The organism is Segatella paludivivens DSM 17968 = JCM 13650 (assembly GCF_000373185.1).
GTDB lineage: Bacteria > Bacteroidota > Bacteroidia > Bacteroidales > Bacteroidaceae > Prevotella > Prevotella paludivivens.
Genome location: NZ_KB890656.1, coordinates 1 through 19,824, shown reverse-complemented (window position 1 = coordinate 19,824; position 19,824 = coordinate 1). Strand labels below are relative to the sequence as shown.

The following is a 19,824-nucleotide window of genomic DNA, read 5'->3' as shown; positions in this document are numbered from 1 at the left end:
TTGCTACGACACGAAGTTTGCGTTTCTACGATGTAAAGTTTGCGTTTCTATATAGAAACGGAAATGCAAATTGACGTTTTCGCGACACTTTGTTTTTGAAAAAAGTGCATCTAACGTGCTGATAGACAGCGGATAGACGTTTCGACGCTAGTTTATTTGCAAAACCTATGTACGATTTTCGAGTTCTCTGAGTATTCGTCTTATCCTAGCGGGTTTAATGTAGTACTCGTATTTGCATTGATTGCACACTTGTCGATACGTGCCAGAGCGCATGCGTTCTAATTTCTGCTTAGGCAGCGTGCGTCCGCACTTCTGGCATTTGATTGTTTGCGGGAGTGTCTCCCTATTGATAAATTTGACATCATTGTTTTGTTTTAATTGTTAATACTTATATTTGTTATTTCTCACTCGTTTTATTTGCTCGTTTCCTTTTTTCTGTTATTATTTTATTCCTTGCTTGCTCTTTCCTTGTTCTTTCCTTGCTCTTTCCTTATGTGATTTAACGACCGATTCTCCCGCAGATCTCGCAGATTTACGCAGACAAACCACAAAACTACACTAACCACACAAAACTGTCTTTCTCTGCGATATAATGCAGCCTGCTGCATTCGTCTGCGTGATCTGCGCTATCTGCGGGAGAACAGGCCGTTTACATTGATACATTAAATCTGCGGGAGAATAAATCTGCTTTAGCAGATACTACGAAAAAGAATATCTGCGGGAGATTAAACTAAAGAACCTCCACACTCACGTGTGAAGGCACTTAAATACTTCCCCTCTGGGATGTACTCTTCTTAGACAAAATAGCCTTAGAAGAAAATGAATAGAACTAACTATCCATTAATTTATAGTGATAAATATATTCTATGTCCTTCGATTCTCACGAATCTACTCTTCGCATGAAAAAATCATGAAGAACATTATAGAATTGAGTTATATCTTATTTATTAGCTTAATATACTTAAGTTATTAACTATGTAATCATATTTAAAATGCGATAACTGATCTAACATAAAGTGTATTATTTTCACTATTACCATTATTAAAATCAGCATCTAATATCCCTGAATTACAAAAATTAGCATTAAGAAAGGGATGCACAGTCTCTCCACTAGAAGTACTGGTCCAAAAATCCTGAGTTGGATTATATCCAAATGCACTATATGCAACACCACACTTACTAAATGCACTATTTAATACCGAAGTAACAGATGGCGCTACACTTGAAAACCATATTCCACCAACGCTAGGTGTAACAATGTCCGCTTCTGTTGCACTCAGTCCACCTAAATAACTAATAACCCTTCTGAATTCAAAAATACTTGGCAAATACCAATTAGAAGTATTTGGCGGAGCTTTAACACTATAGCTCGCAGCTATACTAATACAATTGTTTCCATCACTACAATTCGTTGAAGCATTTGTCAAAGCCATAGCTTCACCATTAGTATATCCACTATTTTTATGATCAGAAGTTGCATTTATAGCAAATACAATTGCTATTGGTATTTTAGAACTGTTGTAAGATATTCCTCCCCAAGTTCCATCACTAAACAAGAACTCGCCAGGACACAACACTCTCATATCGGCTAAATCAGTACCACTTATATTAATATTATAAATATAATTAGTATTACGCGATATATCAAAACCTGTGAAATCAGATGATGATGAGCCACCTAAGTAATAAGTAAATTTACATTTCACACTAGAAGAAGATGTTGCATAAACTACTAAATAAGTTGCTTTTTTAGGTGAGTTTAATGATATTCTCAATGCAGGAGTTTTAGATGCAGAATTAGTACCAGCCATATTCTCATACATAAAGATGTTAGCTGAAGTAGAAGCATTCTGTATAGAAAGCCCACTTACCTCTGTTTGATCATTGAATGTATTTGCTACATTAAATGTTGTACCACTGGTATTTGTAGTAGCCAAGTTATCACTGCTTACATATGATGACATCGTGGTACTGCAAATCTGATAACCAGTTATTGTAAAATTATTGCTTGATGTTAAATTCAAAGTTATTTTGGCAGCAAGACGAGATAGGCTTATGCTGGTTGTAGAACCAACTCCATTGGAGTTACCTAATGTAGCAGTACCTTTACCAAACATTACCAGACTTGTAGCGCTATTCAAATCATCTGCAGATGACAGTGTTGAAGAGATGACATTGAAAGCAGTTAAAGTTGTGGCTGCTTTCATCGATGCGACAGTCGCACTACTGGCATTGGCTACGGCATATACCTTATAACTATTAGCTACAGCAACAGGTACACTTGCATAGAATGTAGCATTTTTAGCTGAAGAGAATGTTAAATAATACTCACCAACCTTTTCCCCACTAGTATTAAAAACAACTATTGAAATACTGTTTACTACAGATTCCTGTGCAGTAGTCATAGAACGAGTTACTTTTACAACATTGCCATCAGTAACAATTTTTGGCTGTTCAATATTAAACGCAAGTTTTAAAGTGTTACTTCCAACAGTAGTGTCAATTCCACTTAGCGTAATATCATTGGCACAAGACCCAAGAAGCAACATTATTGCCACAATAATTATGTTTATTTGAATTTTATATATCGTCGTCATAGAACTTTATTTTTAATATACAAGAACTGAACGAGCATACTGAAGGCCATCCTTACCGACACCACAATGCAATTCAATAGTTGTACTTGACGTGTATCGATAAACAGGGAAGAGAGCACCATGTTCAGATGCTGTCCAGAAAGAATTAGCAACTGTGGTTGGAAATTGATCACCACCAGCTTGTGCTATTTTTTTGTTTAAGTCTGTAAAATAAGTGTTGCTTATTCCTGTTATCAAATTAGCTTCTACTTCAGAATCTATCAAATGTGTTCTTTTGCCATATATTATAGCTTTCTGATCAGTATTCCAGGTTCCAAGATTCTCTATGATATCCCACCACTCTCCAATGCTTGGAAGATACCAACTACTATTTGTAAATGATTTGGATACACCATCCTGATAAGAATTACAATAATACCATGCAGCATTGCCTATATTTGTAACAAAAGTGCTGTTTGCAGAAAAAGCATCATAGCCACTACTGATATCGTCATAGTACATTTTAAAACTTGTCAGATAAGGATGTCCTGTACTTGTATGATCAGTATACGGAGAGCCATTATTGCTTGACCAATAACAAGTATTCCCATTATTAGCATTTTTCAACGCCAAAACTTTGCCATGACGACAATTAGCATTGTATTGTCCTTGCGTTAATTGATTAGAATAGATAATTCCAACTGTTGCATCTTTTTTAAAGTCACGGCCATTAGTTCCATCTGCATAAAGATAATTACCAATAATAGCATCACCAATATACACAACTCCTGGATGAATTCGTTCCACGTTTGCATCAACCATATCAGCACCTTTTATTGTTATATTACTGTATGTTGTAGCCTGATTTCGATATACACCATAATCAGTGTAGTCGCTTGATAAATTGCCTCCTAGATAAACTCTATTAATATATTTTTCTCCTGTATTGGTATCTGCTACATATAGCAATAAATAGCTGGCATCAGCTGGAGCATTATTTATATTCCTACTTGCCATTGATGTAGCACCTGTCTGTTTTCCTACTAAATTTTCATATTGATATACGCTGAAAGTTGTTCCTGTTGCATCATCAGCAGAAGCTGTTACTGCTACAGCTGCTGCGTCACCATAACTCTTTGCTGGATTATAATTAGTACCCAACACATTATTTGTGGTAATATTCTTACTGCAATAGTATGTTGAGAGCGGAACATGGCATAACTGATAAGCCATCAGCTTAAATCCATTTGCTGTCTTTACTGTAAATGTATGGCGGGCAGCCAAACGCTTCAATTCAATTGTTGCCGAACTTCCTGTGGCAGTAATATCTGTTGTTGCCGTTGTTTCGCCATACATCATCATGTTACTTGCTGTAGCAATCTCGTCAGTCGAAGTAAAACGATGTGCGGCAGCTTTAAGCATCGTAACATTTGAAATATCCTTCAAAGAATCCTCCGCAACATTTGCGATCGCACATATTGTACAACCTGTAGCAACTCTTGTATTTATGCCACTAACGGTATAGGCTGTACCGGTTGAAGTGATCAGCGAACCAGTACCAATAAACTTATACCCGATAACGTTTCCATTAGAATCAAAAACAAATATAGCCAACTTGTCCACTATATTTTCACTTGTTCCTGTAGTAGAAAGTGCACGTGTATCTGGTAACGCTTCTGTCTTAGCTGTCAACGAAAGCGTAGCCTGATGGCTATCTTCATCAGATAATTTTATCGTTTCTGCACATGATACAAACATTAGCACCACCATCTGAATGAATATTATTTTTATAAAATATTTTATTCTCATACTATATATATCATTCTTTGAAGATTAGAAGGCTATAACCGGACGTATATAAAATCCATAAGATTTAACAAAATCATAAGAATCAATTGCAATAGCAGTAGTAGGTACATTACCTATCGCCATACTAGTTGAACAATTTGTAGTATATTCTGTTGATGACCAATAACGAGTAGCGGTAGCGCTTGTAAATAAATCTACAGGAGTACCAACAATAACATTTAAAAACTTATCTATATTGGTCTGGAATATTGACCAATAATTATTTCCAGTACCTGTTGCATCACCTTCATACCATCTTAAAAAACAAGTAGTTGTTCCACTTCCTGTCATTGTAGGAGTTGTAGGAGTTACTTTTCCTAGATTGATAACTATATCATACCACTGACCACAACTAGGTAAATACCATCCACTAGTCCCTGAAGGTGCAGTCACACTATAATTTAAAGCATAGTAAAATGCTGGATAATTAGAACTTGACAAGGGTTTATAAGTAGTATTAATTAACTGAGTCTCAGAATATCCATCTTTATCACTTATTAAGCCTGAGGCATCAGTTACATCACTCATTGGTGTATTTACAGTACTACCTCCCCATATTGCACTTGTTGAAGAATTTTTTAATGCCATAGCATATCCATGGACCCAACCTTTAGCTTTATCTGTACTACTTGGTGTTACTGAGAATATAACTGCGATTGGAGTCTTTCCAGAATTGGCAGCCAATGTACCCCATGTACCGTCAGCAAACAGATATTCACCAATGTTTGGATGCGGAAGAAACGGAATTGTTCCACCACCTGCACCCCATGTTGCTGTACTAAGCGTGATTGGTGGATCATATTCTGATGCATTTTTTGATAAAGCATCCCATGGAGCAACACTTACATTCACCGATGCAGCTGCCGCTGTTATGTCATTTCCAGGAGATGATGTTCCTCTGCCCTTTATTGTTAGGGAGAGTGAATATATTGTATTCTTTGTTATCTTTGAATCATTTATAGGTGCGACAGACGAACCATTTATCGTAACCCCAGTCTGATAATGATTCACTATTATTGGATAATACATTATCTCACCTGTTGCCATACTTCCACCCTTTGGATAGAACACCCCCTTAACAACCAATTTAGTTGGGGCAGTGTCAGAATGAGGATACACATAAAAATAGTAGGGATATGAGGCGGTAGATATCAATCCACTACTAAGATAAGCATAGTTACCTAATGTGGCGGCGTTAGCAAGCGTTGATGGATCTCCAGCTACAGTCGCGGCAGTGCTCTCTCCTGAACGATTATTTTCAGTTACCTTACCCGTAAAATCAGTAACATCTGCGACATTATACATAAATATTTCTTTTGGCACGAATGTAGCACCTGCAAGTGGAGATATAAATGAAGTTGTGATGCTCGTAAGCATCACTCTTGAAACAAGACGAGTAAGGTCAATTGGTATTGTTGTTGTTCCTGTAGTTGTTAGGGTATTAGTAACAGTATACTCCCCTATCATCGGAAGCATTGTCTGCTGCTGACTGTTTAGAGTAGAAGCCTTAGTGGATGTACCATCATACGATGTATAGTCAAGATTCTGCGTTATAGCGTAAAATTCTGGTTTTGTAGTGGTTTTTGAAAATTTTTCAGCTGGTATATTTACAGCAGCCACAATGTACTTTGCACTTGTGGATGTGGTCATTGTCTGTGCAGAACCACTATAGTCAAAATCCTTTAACGTAATAAGATTATTGGCTGCATTGAACACACCAACACATACATGATTTATCTTGCACTCACCAGAATTGATTGTGGTACTGCTTGGCATAGAGCCATTAGCACGAGTTCCACCATCCATTCCGTCTGGACGGAAATTAAGCGATATAGTCACAGCATCAACACCCCTGCTGTTCAGTGAATCTTCACTATAACAGGAAGTAAAAAGCAATGCCGTTGACAACAAGATGCCATATATATGCAAATGTGTAAATAACTTCATTATCTATTTCTTTCTTTTATTTTTTTTGTATATCATGACAGGTCTTACATAAAAGACCTGCCAATAAATAGATTGTGTTTATTCAAAAACCACATTCTGATTTGTTACACTCCAGTCTGTAACTGTCAATGCTACAGAAATTGCTGATGGAGTAATGTTTGTTGCAGGACTGCTTACACCCTTTGCTTTAATCTCTGCAGAAAGCACATACTGCATATTTGCATCAATCTGTGAGTCTGTAGCAGGAGCAAGAGGGTTATGATTATTATCAGTAATGGTTGTACCCGTCTGTGAGTGGTTGATAACTATTGGATAGTATACAACCTCGTAAGTATTTGCCGCAGAATTATGCCAAGTACCCTTGATTACAAGTTTTGTTGGAGTAGTTGCTGTATGTGGAAAGACATAGAAATAATACTGGTTTGTTGTTGACAATGTTGGAGAACCCAGAGTGTTATCTGTAAAACTAGAAATAATGCCTGTACTCAGATAGCTGTAATTAGCAAGATTGTCAGCCATTGTTGGTGCTGTAGTTCCAGGAGTCCAAGTACCATTTGGCGTTGTTGACTCACCACTGTTACTTGGTTCTGTAGAAAGTGTTGTTCCATCAGGATTAATAGAAGTTGCCGCATTATATATGAATACTTCTGTAGGAGTGAAAGTATCATTTGCATACATTCCCGTAGAAGGAATATTAATCTTTATGGAATTAACAGCTATACGAGCGACAAGACGCTTCATGGCTATTCCACCAGTAACAACAAGTTTGTTTATGTCGGCACCTGCTCCAGCAGTCAAAATAGAAAGGGTACAATTCATCGGTAATGCTGTCTGAACCTGTTTTGTTACTGCACCTGATGTGTAATTTGTATTGCCGTCGGCACTTGTTGTGTATCCCAGCTCAAGAGGTGTTGCATAAAAATTAGAAAGCGAAGTCTTTCCACTGAAATGTCCCACGGGAGCATTTGCTACGATATACACGTTGTTGCCAGAAGCAGCCTGTGCATTAAATGATGCGGTGTATGATTTAGAATCATCTGACGCTTTGGTATTATCAATAGTAATTTCGTTAATAGAAGAAGTTGCTGTACCATTGAAGATACCTACAGCAAGACGTGAAAGACGTGCCTCTTTAGAATCAAGGCCTACAATATATCCGGTGGCATCGGCAGGATCACCAATAGCTCTGGTTTTTAAGTTTGTAGCCGAGAAATCTAGACTTATGGTCTTAAGTCCATTATCTGTAGTCACTGCATCATTTTCAGAAGAGCATGAAGACATCATAAAAGTCATTGCAAGTCCCGAAATAAAGAAATAAGTTAATCTCATAATCGTATTGTTTTAATTGTTATTATTTCTATTAATTTTATAACTGAGCCTGTTGCGACACGAAGTCACTCCACGGCATTACCTGTGTATTTGTATATGTTGCACCAGCATTGATTACTATCACTTTCTCTTCGCCCCCACTTGTCGTTATAGGATTGCCAACATAGTCTGTATTCACTGTCCTTATAGTCTCGCCATCCTTATAAAGAGTTATCGTTAGAGGAGAATCTGAAGGTAACGTACTCACGACTCCGCTTCGGTATGAACCATCAGGAAGACGCGTCATGTCTAGATTACATACCCTGCTGTCTCCAGTTACTATTCCACAATAGGTGAACTCACTATACAGACCGCTTATCTTCACACTATATTTACCTGTACCAAGCAAACTATCTACATTGTTCAGTACGACATGGAGACGTGATAGGTTGTCGTACATAGGAAGTGTTACAGGATAATCTATTGAATCGGGTGTGATATTCGACAACGTGACATTACCATAATAGAGTCTGGAATGAAGCAATGAGTCCTGTGCCTGCTCTAGTGAAGCTATCTTCACAGCAATGCTCTTGATATCATCACCTATGGAAAGTTTGCTAAGTTCAAAGCCTGAGATATTTCGATTCCCAAATACCGTCATGCAAGTGTTGTCACATCCATTGAAAAACACGTGGTAGGTTCCGTCTGAAGAAACAGGAACTGAATTAACATACTTGCCATTGCGGAATATATAGGCAAATGACTGAGTAGCAATACTGTCAGGAAGATATTTACCGTTTCTATCAACAAGTCGTGTACGAACGGAATACTGTATGCAGTTACCAGTATCCTCCCTTATACAAGAGCACAGACTGCCAAATGCCACTGTTAGCAACATTGACATGACCGTTGTTCTTATAAAATGAGGACTTATCATATAGTATTATTTCTAGTTGAAGACAACATCTTGTGTAAGGTTCGAAGACCAATCACTAACAGTAATATTTATTGAAAGATCGTTGGGTTTCAAGTCGTCGTCTGGATTTGTATTCCCCTTTGTCATAATTGTTACGCCGAGTGTATAGGTACGATTGGCTCCTACAGTTCCATTACCACTATGCAAAGCATCACCATTATTTGAATTATTAATATCAGTACCAGTCTGCGCACGGTTCACTACTACTGGATAATAATATATGCCGACAAGATTGCCGTCCTTGTCATAAAGTTGACCTTTGATAATAATTTTAGTCTGGGTTACAAATACTGTACTTGTATTTGGGAACACATAAAAATATTCTGGTGTACTAAACGGTGTTGCCACATTTATGACACCAGTCCCCAAATAGCTTTTATAGTCAGTATCGTTGGTAGTCAATCCCTGCATCAAAGCTGATGTCACAGGATAATTATTCCCTGCGTTTGAATCCCATTCAGAAGCCAATGTAGATGCCGAAGGTACGTTTGCCATATACACCTGTTCTACTTTGAATGTATAGCCGGCATATGGACCGTATTGAGAGAACGCAGTTGTAATGTTGCTTATGGCTACACGTGAAACCATTCTGTAAAGACTTACAGTGGAATTGCCATTGGCATCAATAGGAGAAGCCGTACCGACCATTGGCAGCACATCTGATTTCTGTGTACCAACATTATCCTTGTCACCGACTGCAGAAGTAAAATCTGCAGTTTCAACATTATAGGTTGACGTGGTATTGTCAAGACTTGCAGTAAGAGCTTTAAAGTCGTCTTCTGTCTTAACACCAGCAAACAAAGATGCAGGGACATTTGCTACTACAACAATCTTAGGTGTTGATGCCTTATAAGTAATCTTCTTCGTTATTGTATTATTCGTAATATCAGGAGATGACACTACAAATGTATTTTCTACAGTTGTGCCGTCGAATACGGCTATAACAATATTTTTAACCGATGATTCATTACCTACAGTGCCAGAGGCACGTGTATCAGAACTAGCACCCTTTATTTTAAGGGTCATCGCCTTACTTTCATTATTGTCTTTGCCATCAACATTAGTATCAGTTGAGCACGACTGCATAAATCCAGCAAGGAAAAAGATGCTAAATAGATATTTGCTGATTCTCATAATCATGAATCTTTTAAATTGTTTTTATTTACTTCATCAATTCGTGCAGAGCTTTGTCTGCCTGAATAACTCCAGCAGCCTTTGCCATCTTTAGGTAAACCTCAGCCTTATCACGGTTACCCTCGCTAAGATAAAGGAGGCCCATATTGCAGTAGGCTCTGGGATCGGTTTCCCAGCGCTTGAGGTATTTATGGGCAAGGGTTACATCGTTGCGTGTCAGGGCAACGCCCGCTGCATTGATGTTTGCCTCTGGATTGTCAGGGAAGAGACGGGCGGTGAGGTCAACGATATCGTTATACTCGCGAGAGCCCTTCTTATAGAATCCGGCTGTAGCATAGAGTTCACCCAACGTCATTGTGGCAGGATTTGAACCAAGATGCTGCATAGCGGAGTTGCTGTCGAAGCCATCGTGACGGAAGGTAAGCGTATATTTGATGCGATAGACCTTAGGAAAGATGAAGCGGTTCATATACTCATAGGGCATGCCGTGGCCGATGTTCTGGATTTCACGCTCACGACCGTTGACTACGTCAATGCTCTTGATGATATCTACAACGGCTTCGCGAAGGTTCATGCCACTACCCGCTACAAGCGAAGAGATGCTGTCCCAGTCTTCNGCAAGCCAGCCTACGGTGAGGTCGTTGCGGTTGGTGAGCTTCTGCTTCATCAGGTACTTCTTTAAATCAAGCGAACGCTCCATTGCCTCACTCTCGTTGCGGCGGTAGTTGCCGATGGGAGCGCCGTAGCCGTTGATGCGAAGACCAACAAGACTGGTGCCATAGCGCTGAAGCTCGCTCTTGACGTCAGAGGCGATGGTGTTGAACACGGTGCGGTTGAATCTGCTGCCACTGAGCTTGGCAAGAGACTTGTTGCCGAATATCTGAATCTCACCGCTGCGGTGGAACTTATCAATGTCGGAACCCTGAGGCTGAAGGAACTGAACGTAGTCCATCAGGTTATAATAATGTACATTGGGATCGGGGTTATCGTTGCTCATGTCGTGGAGGTAGATGTTCTTCAACACAAGGTCCTCGTAGACATGACCTTTCCTGCCCTGGCAGTTAAGTTCCTCACTCTCTACATACATGCGGCAATCCTGCATCCAATCCTTATAAGGAACGGTGGTGTCGTAGATGAAGTAGCGCTTGGCGGCACGGCTGTCCTTGACAACGATCGGAATATTGCGGCGGANCTCAGAAAGGACCTCCGTACGGTGAGCATCGCGCTCGCGGTCACGACCGTTGATGACCACTGAGGAAAGCACTGAGACGGCACTGTCTGTCTTAAGCACAGGAGTGAAGGTCAGCGACTCACAGCTGCCAACAACGCTGTTATCATAGCTTACTTTCATACGCACACGGAGAAGGTCGCCCTGACGGGTGAAGTTCTCTGAATTAACGTAGATCTGTCCGCCATAGACCGTCTGGGCAGATGACAAAGATGCCGTTCCGCAGTAGCCCATAAGAAAGGCTGCCGATAGTAATAGTTTCAGTTTCATTTCTCTATAATATTATTCTTTGTTATTATCTTATTACGTAAACTAGTGACATCGAGATACCTGTTGGCATAATAAGGTTTCGGACATTATGCCCCTCATTATACCCACACTCATAGTTAAGATATTTGTCGTATGAAACATGGACGTATCCTGCTGCTATAGAAAACTCAAGTCCCCAATGTGGGGAAAGTATTTTATGCCAACCAGCAGTAATTCCACCACCAATGAAGCACCCCTCTCCTCGACGATTTTTGAGTCCAATAAAGGGGACGCGAGAAGCATTGAAGTAACCATAGAAAAGTTCAGTACCTACAAATGGACCATTAAATGATTTCCGGAACCACCTACGGACTTCGGGACGAACAGACCAATTTTTCCATTTACGATCAGAAGCAAAACTGAAGGGGCAATACGTTCCAGAGACGGCGACTGTATATATACTATCTATCCGAACTTCGGCACCAAGCGAAGGAACTGCTATGGCATCATAGATTAGATTTGATTTCAAAGCAATATACTGAGCCTTCAGCTGAAATGGTATCAGCTGAAGTATGAATATAAAACAACACTTTAGTATAAAGACACTGTTATCAAACACTCGTCTATCTACAATTCGTCTAAACATTATCACTTAAAAAATAGTTTCTGTTACTTTACAAGTAACAGAAAGGAATGAGTGATATTTAGAGTATAAAATAATACAAAAATGGCTGGCACACGTAAATAGTTGTTCCGTGTGACTGGAGGATACAGATGAGTAAATCATTAAAATGTGTTCAAATAGGAACATGTTTAGAATGTCTGCTTCCTCTTTAATATGTTTTTATCGGTTTTAAGTTAATTAAAGTGAATTTATATATAACTTGATAAATTAATCACTATATTTGCCAAATAATTATTTATAGCCGTTACTTGTAAAGTAACGGCTATTTTATTTGTACATGAGAGTCTGTGCTATGGGCGTAGCCGCCTGTCAAAAGACAATTCAACACATCATTTATTTTCTACACACCTGCATACCTTTCTGTTGGCAAGTCCGATCTCTTTGGCATTAAAGCCCTTGAGATATATCTGCGTGGTCTTGATGTCGGCATGACCGAGAGCAGAACTGATCACCTCCACCGGAACATGACAGTACAGGGCGGTGGTAGCCCAGGAATGGCGGATGGTGTATGAGGACACATGAGCCTTTATACCTAGCTTACTGGCAAGGCGTGAAAGACTGGCATTGAACTTGCGCAGTGACGACTGATAATGGCGGTAGCCCGTTTCGGTGTTCATGTCTGATGGGCACACTGCGGCTTTCTCTATAAGAGAAGCTGTTTCTTTATTGACAGGAATACTGACACAGACTCCGGTCTTACGGCGGCTGTAGTTCAGAGAACCGTCTTTGACAGAGTCGGAGCCGACATGCTGAAAATCAACAAAGGGAATACCGCAGAGGCGATACATGAGTCTGGCAGTCTGCTGAGCACGGATAAGCGCTGGACTTTTTACCTTGCCATAAAAGAGTGTATTCAGGTCAACGGGCGACATCGCCTTCTTATGGCTTTTGTCAATGCCCGTAAAAACATCGTGAAACAGGTTATGAACATGTTTGGCTAGACCTGCATATACTCCTTTATTATATAAGGCACGAAGCATGCGCATATAAGTGGACTGAGTATTGGGGGAATAATGCCGCTCAATAAGATACATCTTAAACAGATGAAGAGAATTACGGTTTATCTCACTGAAAAGGATGACATCACGACCGAGACATTTACAGAATGAACGCAAGGAGATGTCATAAAGACGCGCGGTTGAAAAACGGCCCTCATGCCGAAGATCATAAATACAGGTTTGGGTAAAAGAAGAGAATGTTACTTTCATAAAAATAATAATAATTTAAAAAGTGAATTACAAAATTACAAATCAAAAACCAATAAAAAGAAAGTACAAACCCATTTACAATTAAATAACAGACGAATCTTTGGTATTTAAGTACAGATTATATATGTTTGTTCAAAATAATAGACAAAGCCGTTTCCTCGCAGATTCTCCGCAAATCACGCAGATTATCGCAGACAAAACCCTAAACAACATTAACTACAAAATGTCTTTCTCTGCGATATGATGCAGCTTTGCTGCATTTCCTCTGCGTGATCTGCGCCATCTGCGGGAAAATAATCACGTAAGAGGACTCAAGCTATCACCAAAGAAGAAACCCCAATGTCTCTCGCAGATTACGCTGATAATCGCAGACGAAACTACAAAACAACACCAACTACACCAACTGTCTTTCTCTGCGAAATAATGCAGCTTGCTGCATTCGTCTGCGTGATCTGCGCTATCTGCGAGAGAATAGGCCGTTCACGTTGAGACAATAAATCTGCAGGAGACAAGTAGTTCATGCTGTTTATCTGCGGGATCTGCGAGATCTGCGGGAGAATCGGCCGTTAACTCAAATAAATCCAACAGTATTTCTCTGCGAGAAACTGCGGGCTCTTTAAAAAAGAGCCTCCACACTCACGTGTGAAGGCTCTCAAATACATCCCCACTGGGATGTACTCTTCTTAGACTAAGTTGCCTTAGAAGAAAATGAATAGAACTAACTATTCATTAAATTATAGTGATAATTATTAGACGCCATCGGTTCTCACGAATCTTTTTCTTCATGATGCAGCGATTGCTGCATCATTGACAGGCATCCGAATTGAGTTATTCCTTTTATTATTTAATGCGATAAAGCATCGTTATCAGATTATATTTATCCAGGAAATCAGACAGTATGCTTATTTTTTCATAACTGCTGTTTGCTCTATAGATTAGAGACAATAGTTCCAGATTGATATTCACCATTTTTTCTCCTACCGTATAACGGTAGAAGCGAGGGTAACATTTAGTTTTTTCTATCGTTAAACTTAGTAACGTCATTGTATCAAGGTAGATCGGTAATTCATGTGATAATGCCATAAAGGATTAATTTTTTATATTGTCGACCGCCACAGGCGGTATTTAAAATGCTGTATACACATAATATATTTTTAAAATAGATAAATTATTAAATAGATAAATAGTTAAAAAGCTAAGACACTCCGACAATAGTACCTGCTCGTCTTATTGTTGTAGTTCAAGTAGACGCCATCACTGCTGAAGTAGAAACGTGCCGCAGCACCGCTACCAGCCTCTGAGGCAGACCAAAAATTATATGGATAACTACCACTTGGAACAATTTGATCTCCACCTGCTACGCTTAATTTGGTATTTAAGGCATCAAAATACGAACCACTAGAAGTTGAGATTATATAACCAAGCCCCGTTGTACTGCTACGATTAGTTGTTAACGTTGTCTTGTCTGAAGCTGACCAAGTTCCAAGGTTCTCCATTATATCCCACCAATCACCAGCACTCGGAAGATACCAATTTTTACCTGCTAAATCACCACTATGTGTAGTCCCATCACTGTAAGTTTTACAGTAATACCAGGCATAGTTACTGGTGATGTTAACATAGCTACTGTTGGCGCTCAAGGCATCATAACCACTGCTAACATCTTGAAAGCATGTCTTGAAATCTGATACATAAGGGTGACCCGTACTGCTATGGTCGTTATAAGGAGAGCCACTACCCCAAGTGCCATAATTACTGCTATTTGCATTTTTAAGTGCTAGAACTCTACCATGGCGGCAACCAGCATTATATTGGGCCTGCGTCAGTTCGCTGGAATAGATGATACCAACTGTATGACTAGCGCTATATACACTTCCATTGGTACCATTATCATAAAGATAGTTGCCCACTGTTGCATCGCCCACATACATATTACTTCTAGTAGTTGTTGCCTGATAGGTTACTCGTGCATCCCCATTACCACCGTTTGCGCCAAGGGTAATCGTGCAATTGTAGTTCAGATTGCGGTAAACGTTGAAATTGGTCAAATCGACTGCAGGGGTCGCGACATTGGTCATTCCGCCAAGATACACTCTATATGTAGAGGTCCAGTTGCTGCTCTTAGCATTGATCAGAAGGTAACTTGCGCTGGCAGAAGCAGAAACAGGAACGTTGCTACTGTTGCGAAGTGCCTCACTGGTGGCATTGATGTTGCTACCGCAAAGGTTCTCGTATACATAATAGGTCTTGGATAAGTCTGTAGTCTGGCTCAATCCACTCACGGCAGTGAAGTTGCCATAACTACTTGCTCCTACTGGAGGACCTGCTACAGTAGAGGCAGATGCTGGAACATGACTATCAGTGATATAACTGCTCAGAGGAACATTGCAAAGCTGATAACCCGTAATCGTCACGCCGCTGTTTGGCTTGATGGTGAAGCTGAACTTGCCGCACTGATGATATAAGGTAACAGGAAACTTATTCACTGCGCCTTTTATGATATCGGCAGATGCCTTACCGATCATCATTGCGCCCGTGCTGTTAGCTGTGCTGCCACTGTTCTCCAAATCTGCAGCACTGGCTATCGTAGTAGACATCTTATTCAGCTTATCTATTGTATTCACACCTGCAAAATAACTTGATGAGCCTGTATTAGCTATGGCATAGATGGTGCACCCTGTAGCTGAACGCGTGGTTACGTCAACGGAACCCGCTGCAACGGATGCCACATACTTACTGCCGATAAGAGAATTGGTATTGTCGAAGACCAGAACTGTGATATCGCTCACAGTGTTCTCATTAGCTGTGTTGATGGCACGTGTCCTAACTCCGTCATTGATTAAGAAGGTAAAGCTCACGATGGTGCTGTCTGTAGAACTCTTATGAAAGGGTTCTACAGAGTCATCGGTGGCGCAGGAACTTAAACCCAATGCCATCAAAAGTAACATTAATGAGCCAAATGAGACCAGTGAGGTATATATATTTTGTATGTATCGTATATTGTGTTTCATCCTTATTATCATATTCTTATCATCAGTTCTTTATCATCATTCCCTTATCATCAGTTGAAAACTGTGCTTCCGTTTACATCGCTCCACGGGATGATATTCAGGTTGACACCCATTTTACCTACATCAACAACAATTACCTTGTCATCCTCTGGCTTAAGGGAGATTGGACTTCCATCGGAGTCGGAACCGCTTGTAAAGATAAGGTAGCCATCTCTGTAGAGGCTGAACGTGACATGATCGCCATCAGCTGTGGGCATAGCATTGATGATATCGGTTGAATAAGTACCCTCACTGTCAAAACTGCCGTGAGGCGCATACTCTACACTGTCTCCCTTTATGCTGCCGTCGAAGGCAAGGGCATCACGGAATCCTCTCAGTTTAACGGTGTATCTGCCGTCTCCAAGCTGGGTCAGCAAATGCCTGATAACAATGTGTATACGCACGTTCTTGTTCATCATCGTTAGGGTGGCTGTGGTGGAGTCATTTAGCGACTCTCCGGGGGTGTAGGCAAAACTGCCGTAGCACAGATAGTTCACAGGAGTGGTCTCTGCGATGCTGGCGAAAGAACGGGAGTCGGAAGGATACTTTAGACTGGCACAGACACTACTGATGTCCTCTCCTACTGAAGGAGTGACCAGCGAAACGCTGTCTACCGTACCTGCCCCCACAGCGACAAGCTGCATAGACTGGCTATTGTCGAAGCAGATATAGTAGCGGCCATTAACCTCAGGAAGAACCTCCTGAACGAAACGACCCGAGAGAAACATATAGGTATGCACCGTTCCCGCGACGGAATCAGGCAGAAGCTCACCCGTCTTTGTCACAAGGCGCACGCCGACACTGTACTGCACACGACTGCTTTCCTCGTCGTTTATGCAGCCGGTCAGTAACATCAGCAGTGACAGTATCGGGATTATCATTATTTGCCTTTTTTTCATCGCGTTACGTGAATTTCGTTGTTATTCTTTTTTCTTTCGTATTAATTGAATACATTCGTCTGACTGGCATCAACAAACGACTTAACAGTGATATTGGCTGTAGCGGTCTCAGGATCCAAAGATGCTGAAGGAAGGTCTGCTCCCTTGCCCTTAATGGTCACGTCTACAATATAGTTTTTGTTTGGATATACCTGCTTAGGGGTTGCACCTTCCGCTGCACTGCCATCAGTTGAGTTGTAATTGATGTTCACAGGATAGTAGACTGTTGCTTTGCCGTCATCGGTTCCAACTGGTCTAAAGATACCCTTTATGACAAGCTGTGTTGGCTTTGAGGAAGTGTTAGGCATTGTATAAAGAAACAATATCTTACTACCAACAGTTCCCCAGCTGGATGTACTTCCGGTTTTTAGGCCTTTAAGGGGGGTATTGGCAGGGACAAAGGGAGTCAAAGTTGTGCCTGTTCCCAAATAATTCTTTACAGCAGCATCACCTGCCTCGCCGTTATAGTACACAGGGGTAGAGGTAGTCAAATAATTATAAATGTATGAAGTCGTTGTTTTTGCTGGATAAAAATCTAGCTTATCAGGGACGTTGTACATAAACACCTCTGTTGGGGTGAACGTAGCGTCTTTATAGGCTCCAGTTGCATCAAAGTCCACATAGAGAGACTGAAGGGTTACCTTTGCTACCATGTGATATACGTCTACATCTGCCTTGTAAGCTGGGGTGGTCCCGATTTGAACTATTGATCCAACACCAAACATGGGAATATTTGCATTTGCGACCGTTGTTGCTGAAGCGTTTCCTCCTGCAAGGGCATCATCAATTGCAAGAGTCCTTTTTTCGAAATCTGATTCGCTAAGGACACCGGTAAAGGTTCCAGCTGGGGCATTCACCGCTACAAGTATATGGTCGTCTGCAGCAAGTTGACTGGTGGTGATTTCAGGAGCAGCAGGATTCACGGCATCCTGTATTGTCTTTACGGCATTGCCCGTATTCTTGTCGAAGATACCTATCGTGACGCGGTTGATTTTATCCTCAGGATTAGGATTAATAGCAGCAGGATCACTATACACAGCTGCACGTGTAACGGTATTCAGGTTTATTTTCAGGGTCTGAAGACCTTCCTGCTTCTCTGTGCTCAGGGTTTCATCACCCGAGCATGATGTTAACAAGCCCTGCATGGCAATGGTTGCCAATGCGAAGAAGGCTAGTATTGCTGGTTTTGTTCTCATAATTATAAATCAATTTAATTATTAATATTATTTTTATTGCTTTTGAATTCTCTTTATTACTTTTCGTTTTATTACTTTTCGTTTTATTCCTTTTCGTTTTATTCCTTTATTTCATCTTCATCAGTTCGACTAGGGCGGTGTCTGCCTGTTTCACTCCTGCTGCCTTTGCCATCTTCAGATACACCTCTGCCTTATCGCGATTGCCCTCGCTAAGATAAAGCAGGCCCATATTGCAATAGGCTCTTGGATCTGTCTCCCAACGCTTGAGGTACTTATGCGCAAGGGTTGCGTCGTTGCGTGTCAGCGCCACACCGGCTGCATTGATGTTTGCCTCTGGATTATCAGGGAAGAGACGGGCAGTGAGGTCCACGATATCGTTGTATTCGCGAGAACCCTTCTTATAGAATCCAGCTGTGGCATAGAGTTCACCCAGCGTCATTGTGGCAGGGTTTGAGCCCAGATGCTGCATGGCTGAGTTGCTGTCGAAGCCATCGTGACGGAAGGTAAGCGTATATTTGATGCGATACACCTTCGGGAAGATGAAGCGGTTCATATACTCATAGGGCATGCCGTGACCGATGTTCTGGATTTCACGCTCACGACCGTTGACTACGTCGATGCTCTTGATGATGTCTACAACGGCTTCGCGAAGATTCATGCCGCTACCAGCTACAAGCGAAGAGATGCTGTCCCAGTCTTCTGCAAGCCAGCCTACGGTGAGGTCGTTGCGGTTGGTGAGCTTCTGCTTCATCAGGTACTTCTTTAAATCAAGCGAACGCTCCATTGCCTCACTCTCGTTGCGGCGGTAGTTGCCAATAGGAGCACCGAAGCCGTTGATGCGAAGACCAACAAGGCTGGTGCCATAGCGCTGAAGCTCGCTCTTTACGTCTGAGGCGATGGTGTTGAACACGGTGCGGTTGAACCTGCTTCCACTGAGCTTGGCTAGAGACTTGTTGCCGAAGATAGGTATCTCACCGCTGCGATGGAACTTGTCAATATCTGAGCCCTGAGGCTGAAGGAACTGAACATAGTCCATCAGGTTATAATAATGTACGTTCGGGTCGGGATTATCGTTGCTCATGTCGTGAAGATAGATATTCTTCAGCACGAGGTCCTCATAGACATGGCCGCGATGACCGGTGCAGTTAAGCTCCTCACTCTCTACATACATGCGGCACTCCTGCATCCAGTCCTTATAGGGAACGGTGGTGTCGTAGATGAAGTAGCGCTTGGCGGCATGGCTGTCCTTGACAACGATGGGCATGTTGCGACGATTGTCGGAAAGAACCTCTGTGCGGTGGGCATCACGCTCACGTTCACGCCCGTTGATGACCACTGAGGAAAGCACTGACACGGCACTGTCTGTCTTAAGCACAGGAGTGAAGGTCAGCGACTCACAGCTACCCACCACGCTGCTGTCATAGCTTACCTTCATGCGCACACGGAGAAGGTCGCCCTGACGGGTGAAGTTCTCGGAGTT

Annotated in this window: 14 protein-coding genes; all 14 read right to left on the bottom strand. The window is 41.3% G+C overall.

Features of this window, described 5'->3' with window-relative positions; genetic code table 11:
• Positions 1-987: 987 nt before the first annotated feature.
• Positions 988-2,598, bottom strand: a complete 1,611-nt coding sequence (locus B045_RS0109805; protein ID WP_018464090.1) for a DUF4906 domain-containing protein — start codon at positions 2,596-2,598, stop codon at positions 988-990.
• A 12-nt stretch (positions 2,599-2,610) separates the two neighbouring features.
• Complete coding sequence (locus B045_RS0109800; protein WP_025884416.1) at positions 2,611-4,386, bottom strand: DUF4906 domain-containing protein; 1,776 nt, start codon at positions 4,384-4,386, stop codon at positions 2,611-2,613.
• Positions 4,387-4,410: 24 nt separating this feature from the next.
• Entirely contained in the window at positions 4,411-6,372 is a 1,962-nt protein-coding gene (locus tag B045_RS0109795) for a hypothetical protein (RefSeq protein ID WP_026234393.1), read from the bottom strand.
• Between the two features lie 78 nt (positions 6,373-6,450).
• Positions 6,451-7,701 carry a hypothetical protein gene (locus tag B045_RS0109790; protein ID WP_154650145.1) on the bottom strand — a complete coding sequence of 417 codons (1,251 nt, stop codon included), beginning with the start codon at positions 7,699-7,701 and terminating at the stop codon, positions 6,451-6,453.
• A 37-nt stretch (positions 7,702-7,738) separates the two neighbouring features.
• Entirely contained in the window at positions 7,739-8,617 is an 879-nt protein-coding gene (locus B045_RS0109785) for a FimB/Mfa2 family fimbrial subunit (protein ID WP_025884414.1), read from the bottom strand.
• A gap of 12 nt (positions 8,618-8,629) precedes the next feature.
• Positions 8,630-9,790 carry a fimbrial protein gene (locus tag B045_RS0109780; RefSeq protein WP_169400983.1) on the bottom strand — a complete coding sequence of 387 codons (1,161 nt, stop codon included), beginning with the start codon at positions 9,788-9,790 and terminating at the stop codon, positions 8,630-8,632.
• 28 nt (positions 9,791-9,818) lie between these two features.
• On the bottom strand, positions 9,819-11,252 hold the full coding sequence (locus tag B045_RS14930) for a DUF3868 domain-containing protein (RefSeq protein ID WP_018464084.1): 1,434 nt from the start codon (positions 11,250-11,252) through the stop codon (positions 9,819-9,821).
• 61 nt (positions 11,253-11,313) lie between these two features.
• Positions 11,314-11,913 carry a DUF3575 domain-containing protein gene (locus B045_RS0109770; RefSeq protein ID WP_018464083.1) on the bottom strand — a complete coding sequence of 200 codons (600 nt, stop codon included), beginning with the start codon at positions 11,911-11,913 and terminating at the stop codon, positions 11,314-11,316.
• 368 nt (positions 11,914-12,281) lie between these two features.
• Complete coding sequence (locus B045_RS0109765) at positions 12,282-13,160, bottom strand: tyrosine-type recombinase/integrase (protein WP_026234391.1); 879 nt, start codon at positions 13,158-13,160, stop codon at positions 12,282-12,284.
• 840 nt (positions 13,161-14,000) lie between these two features.
• The gene (locus tag B045_RS15345; RefSeq protein ID WP_154650144.1) at positions 14,001-14,243 is read right to left on the bottom strand and encodes a four helix bundle protein; all 243 of its coding nucleotides are present in this window, start codon (positions 14,241-14,243) and stop codon (positions 14,001-14,003) included.
• Positions 14,244-14,347: 104 nt separating this feature from the next.
• A complete protein-coding gene (locus B045_RS0109760; RefSeq protein ID WP_018464081.1) occupies positions 14,348-16,096 on the bottom strand; it encodes a DUF4906 domain-containing protein in 1,749 nt (582 codons plus the stop codon).
• 125 nt (positions 16,097-16,221) lie between these two features.
• A complete protein-coding gene (locus B045_RS0109755; RefSeq protein ID WP_238312249.1) occupies positions 16,222-17,109 on the bottom strand; it encodes a FimB/Mfa2 family fimbrial subunit in 888 nt (295 codons plus the stop codon).
• 41 nt (positions 17,110-17,150) lie between these two features.
• Positions 17,151-18,344, bottom strand: coding sequence for a hypothetical protein (locus B045_RS0109750; protein ID WP_018464079.1), 1,194 nt, complete (start codon positions 18,342-18,344; stop codon positions 17,151-17,153).
• A 106-nt stretch (positions 18,345-18,450) separates the two neighbouring features.
• Positions 18,451-19,824, bottom strand: a 1,374-nt coding sequence (locus B045_RS14925; RefSeq protein ID WP_018464078.1) for a tetratricopeptide repeat protein, incomplete at its 5' end; no start/stop codon positions are given.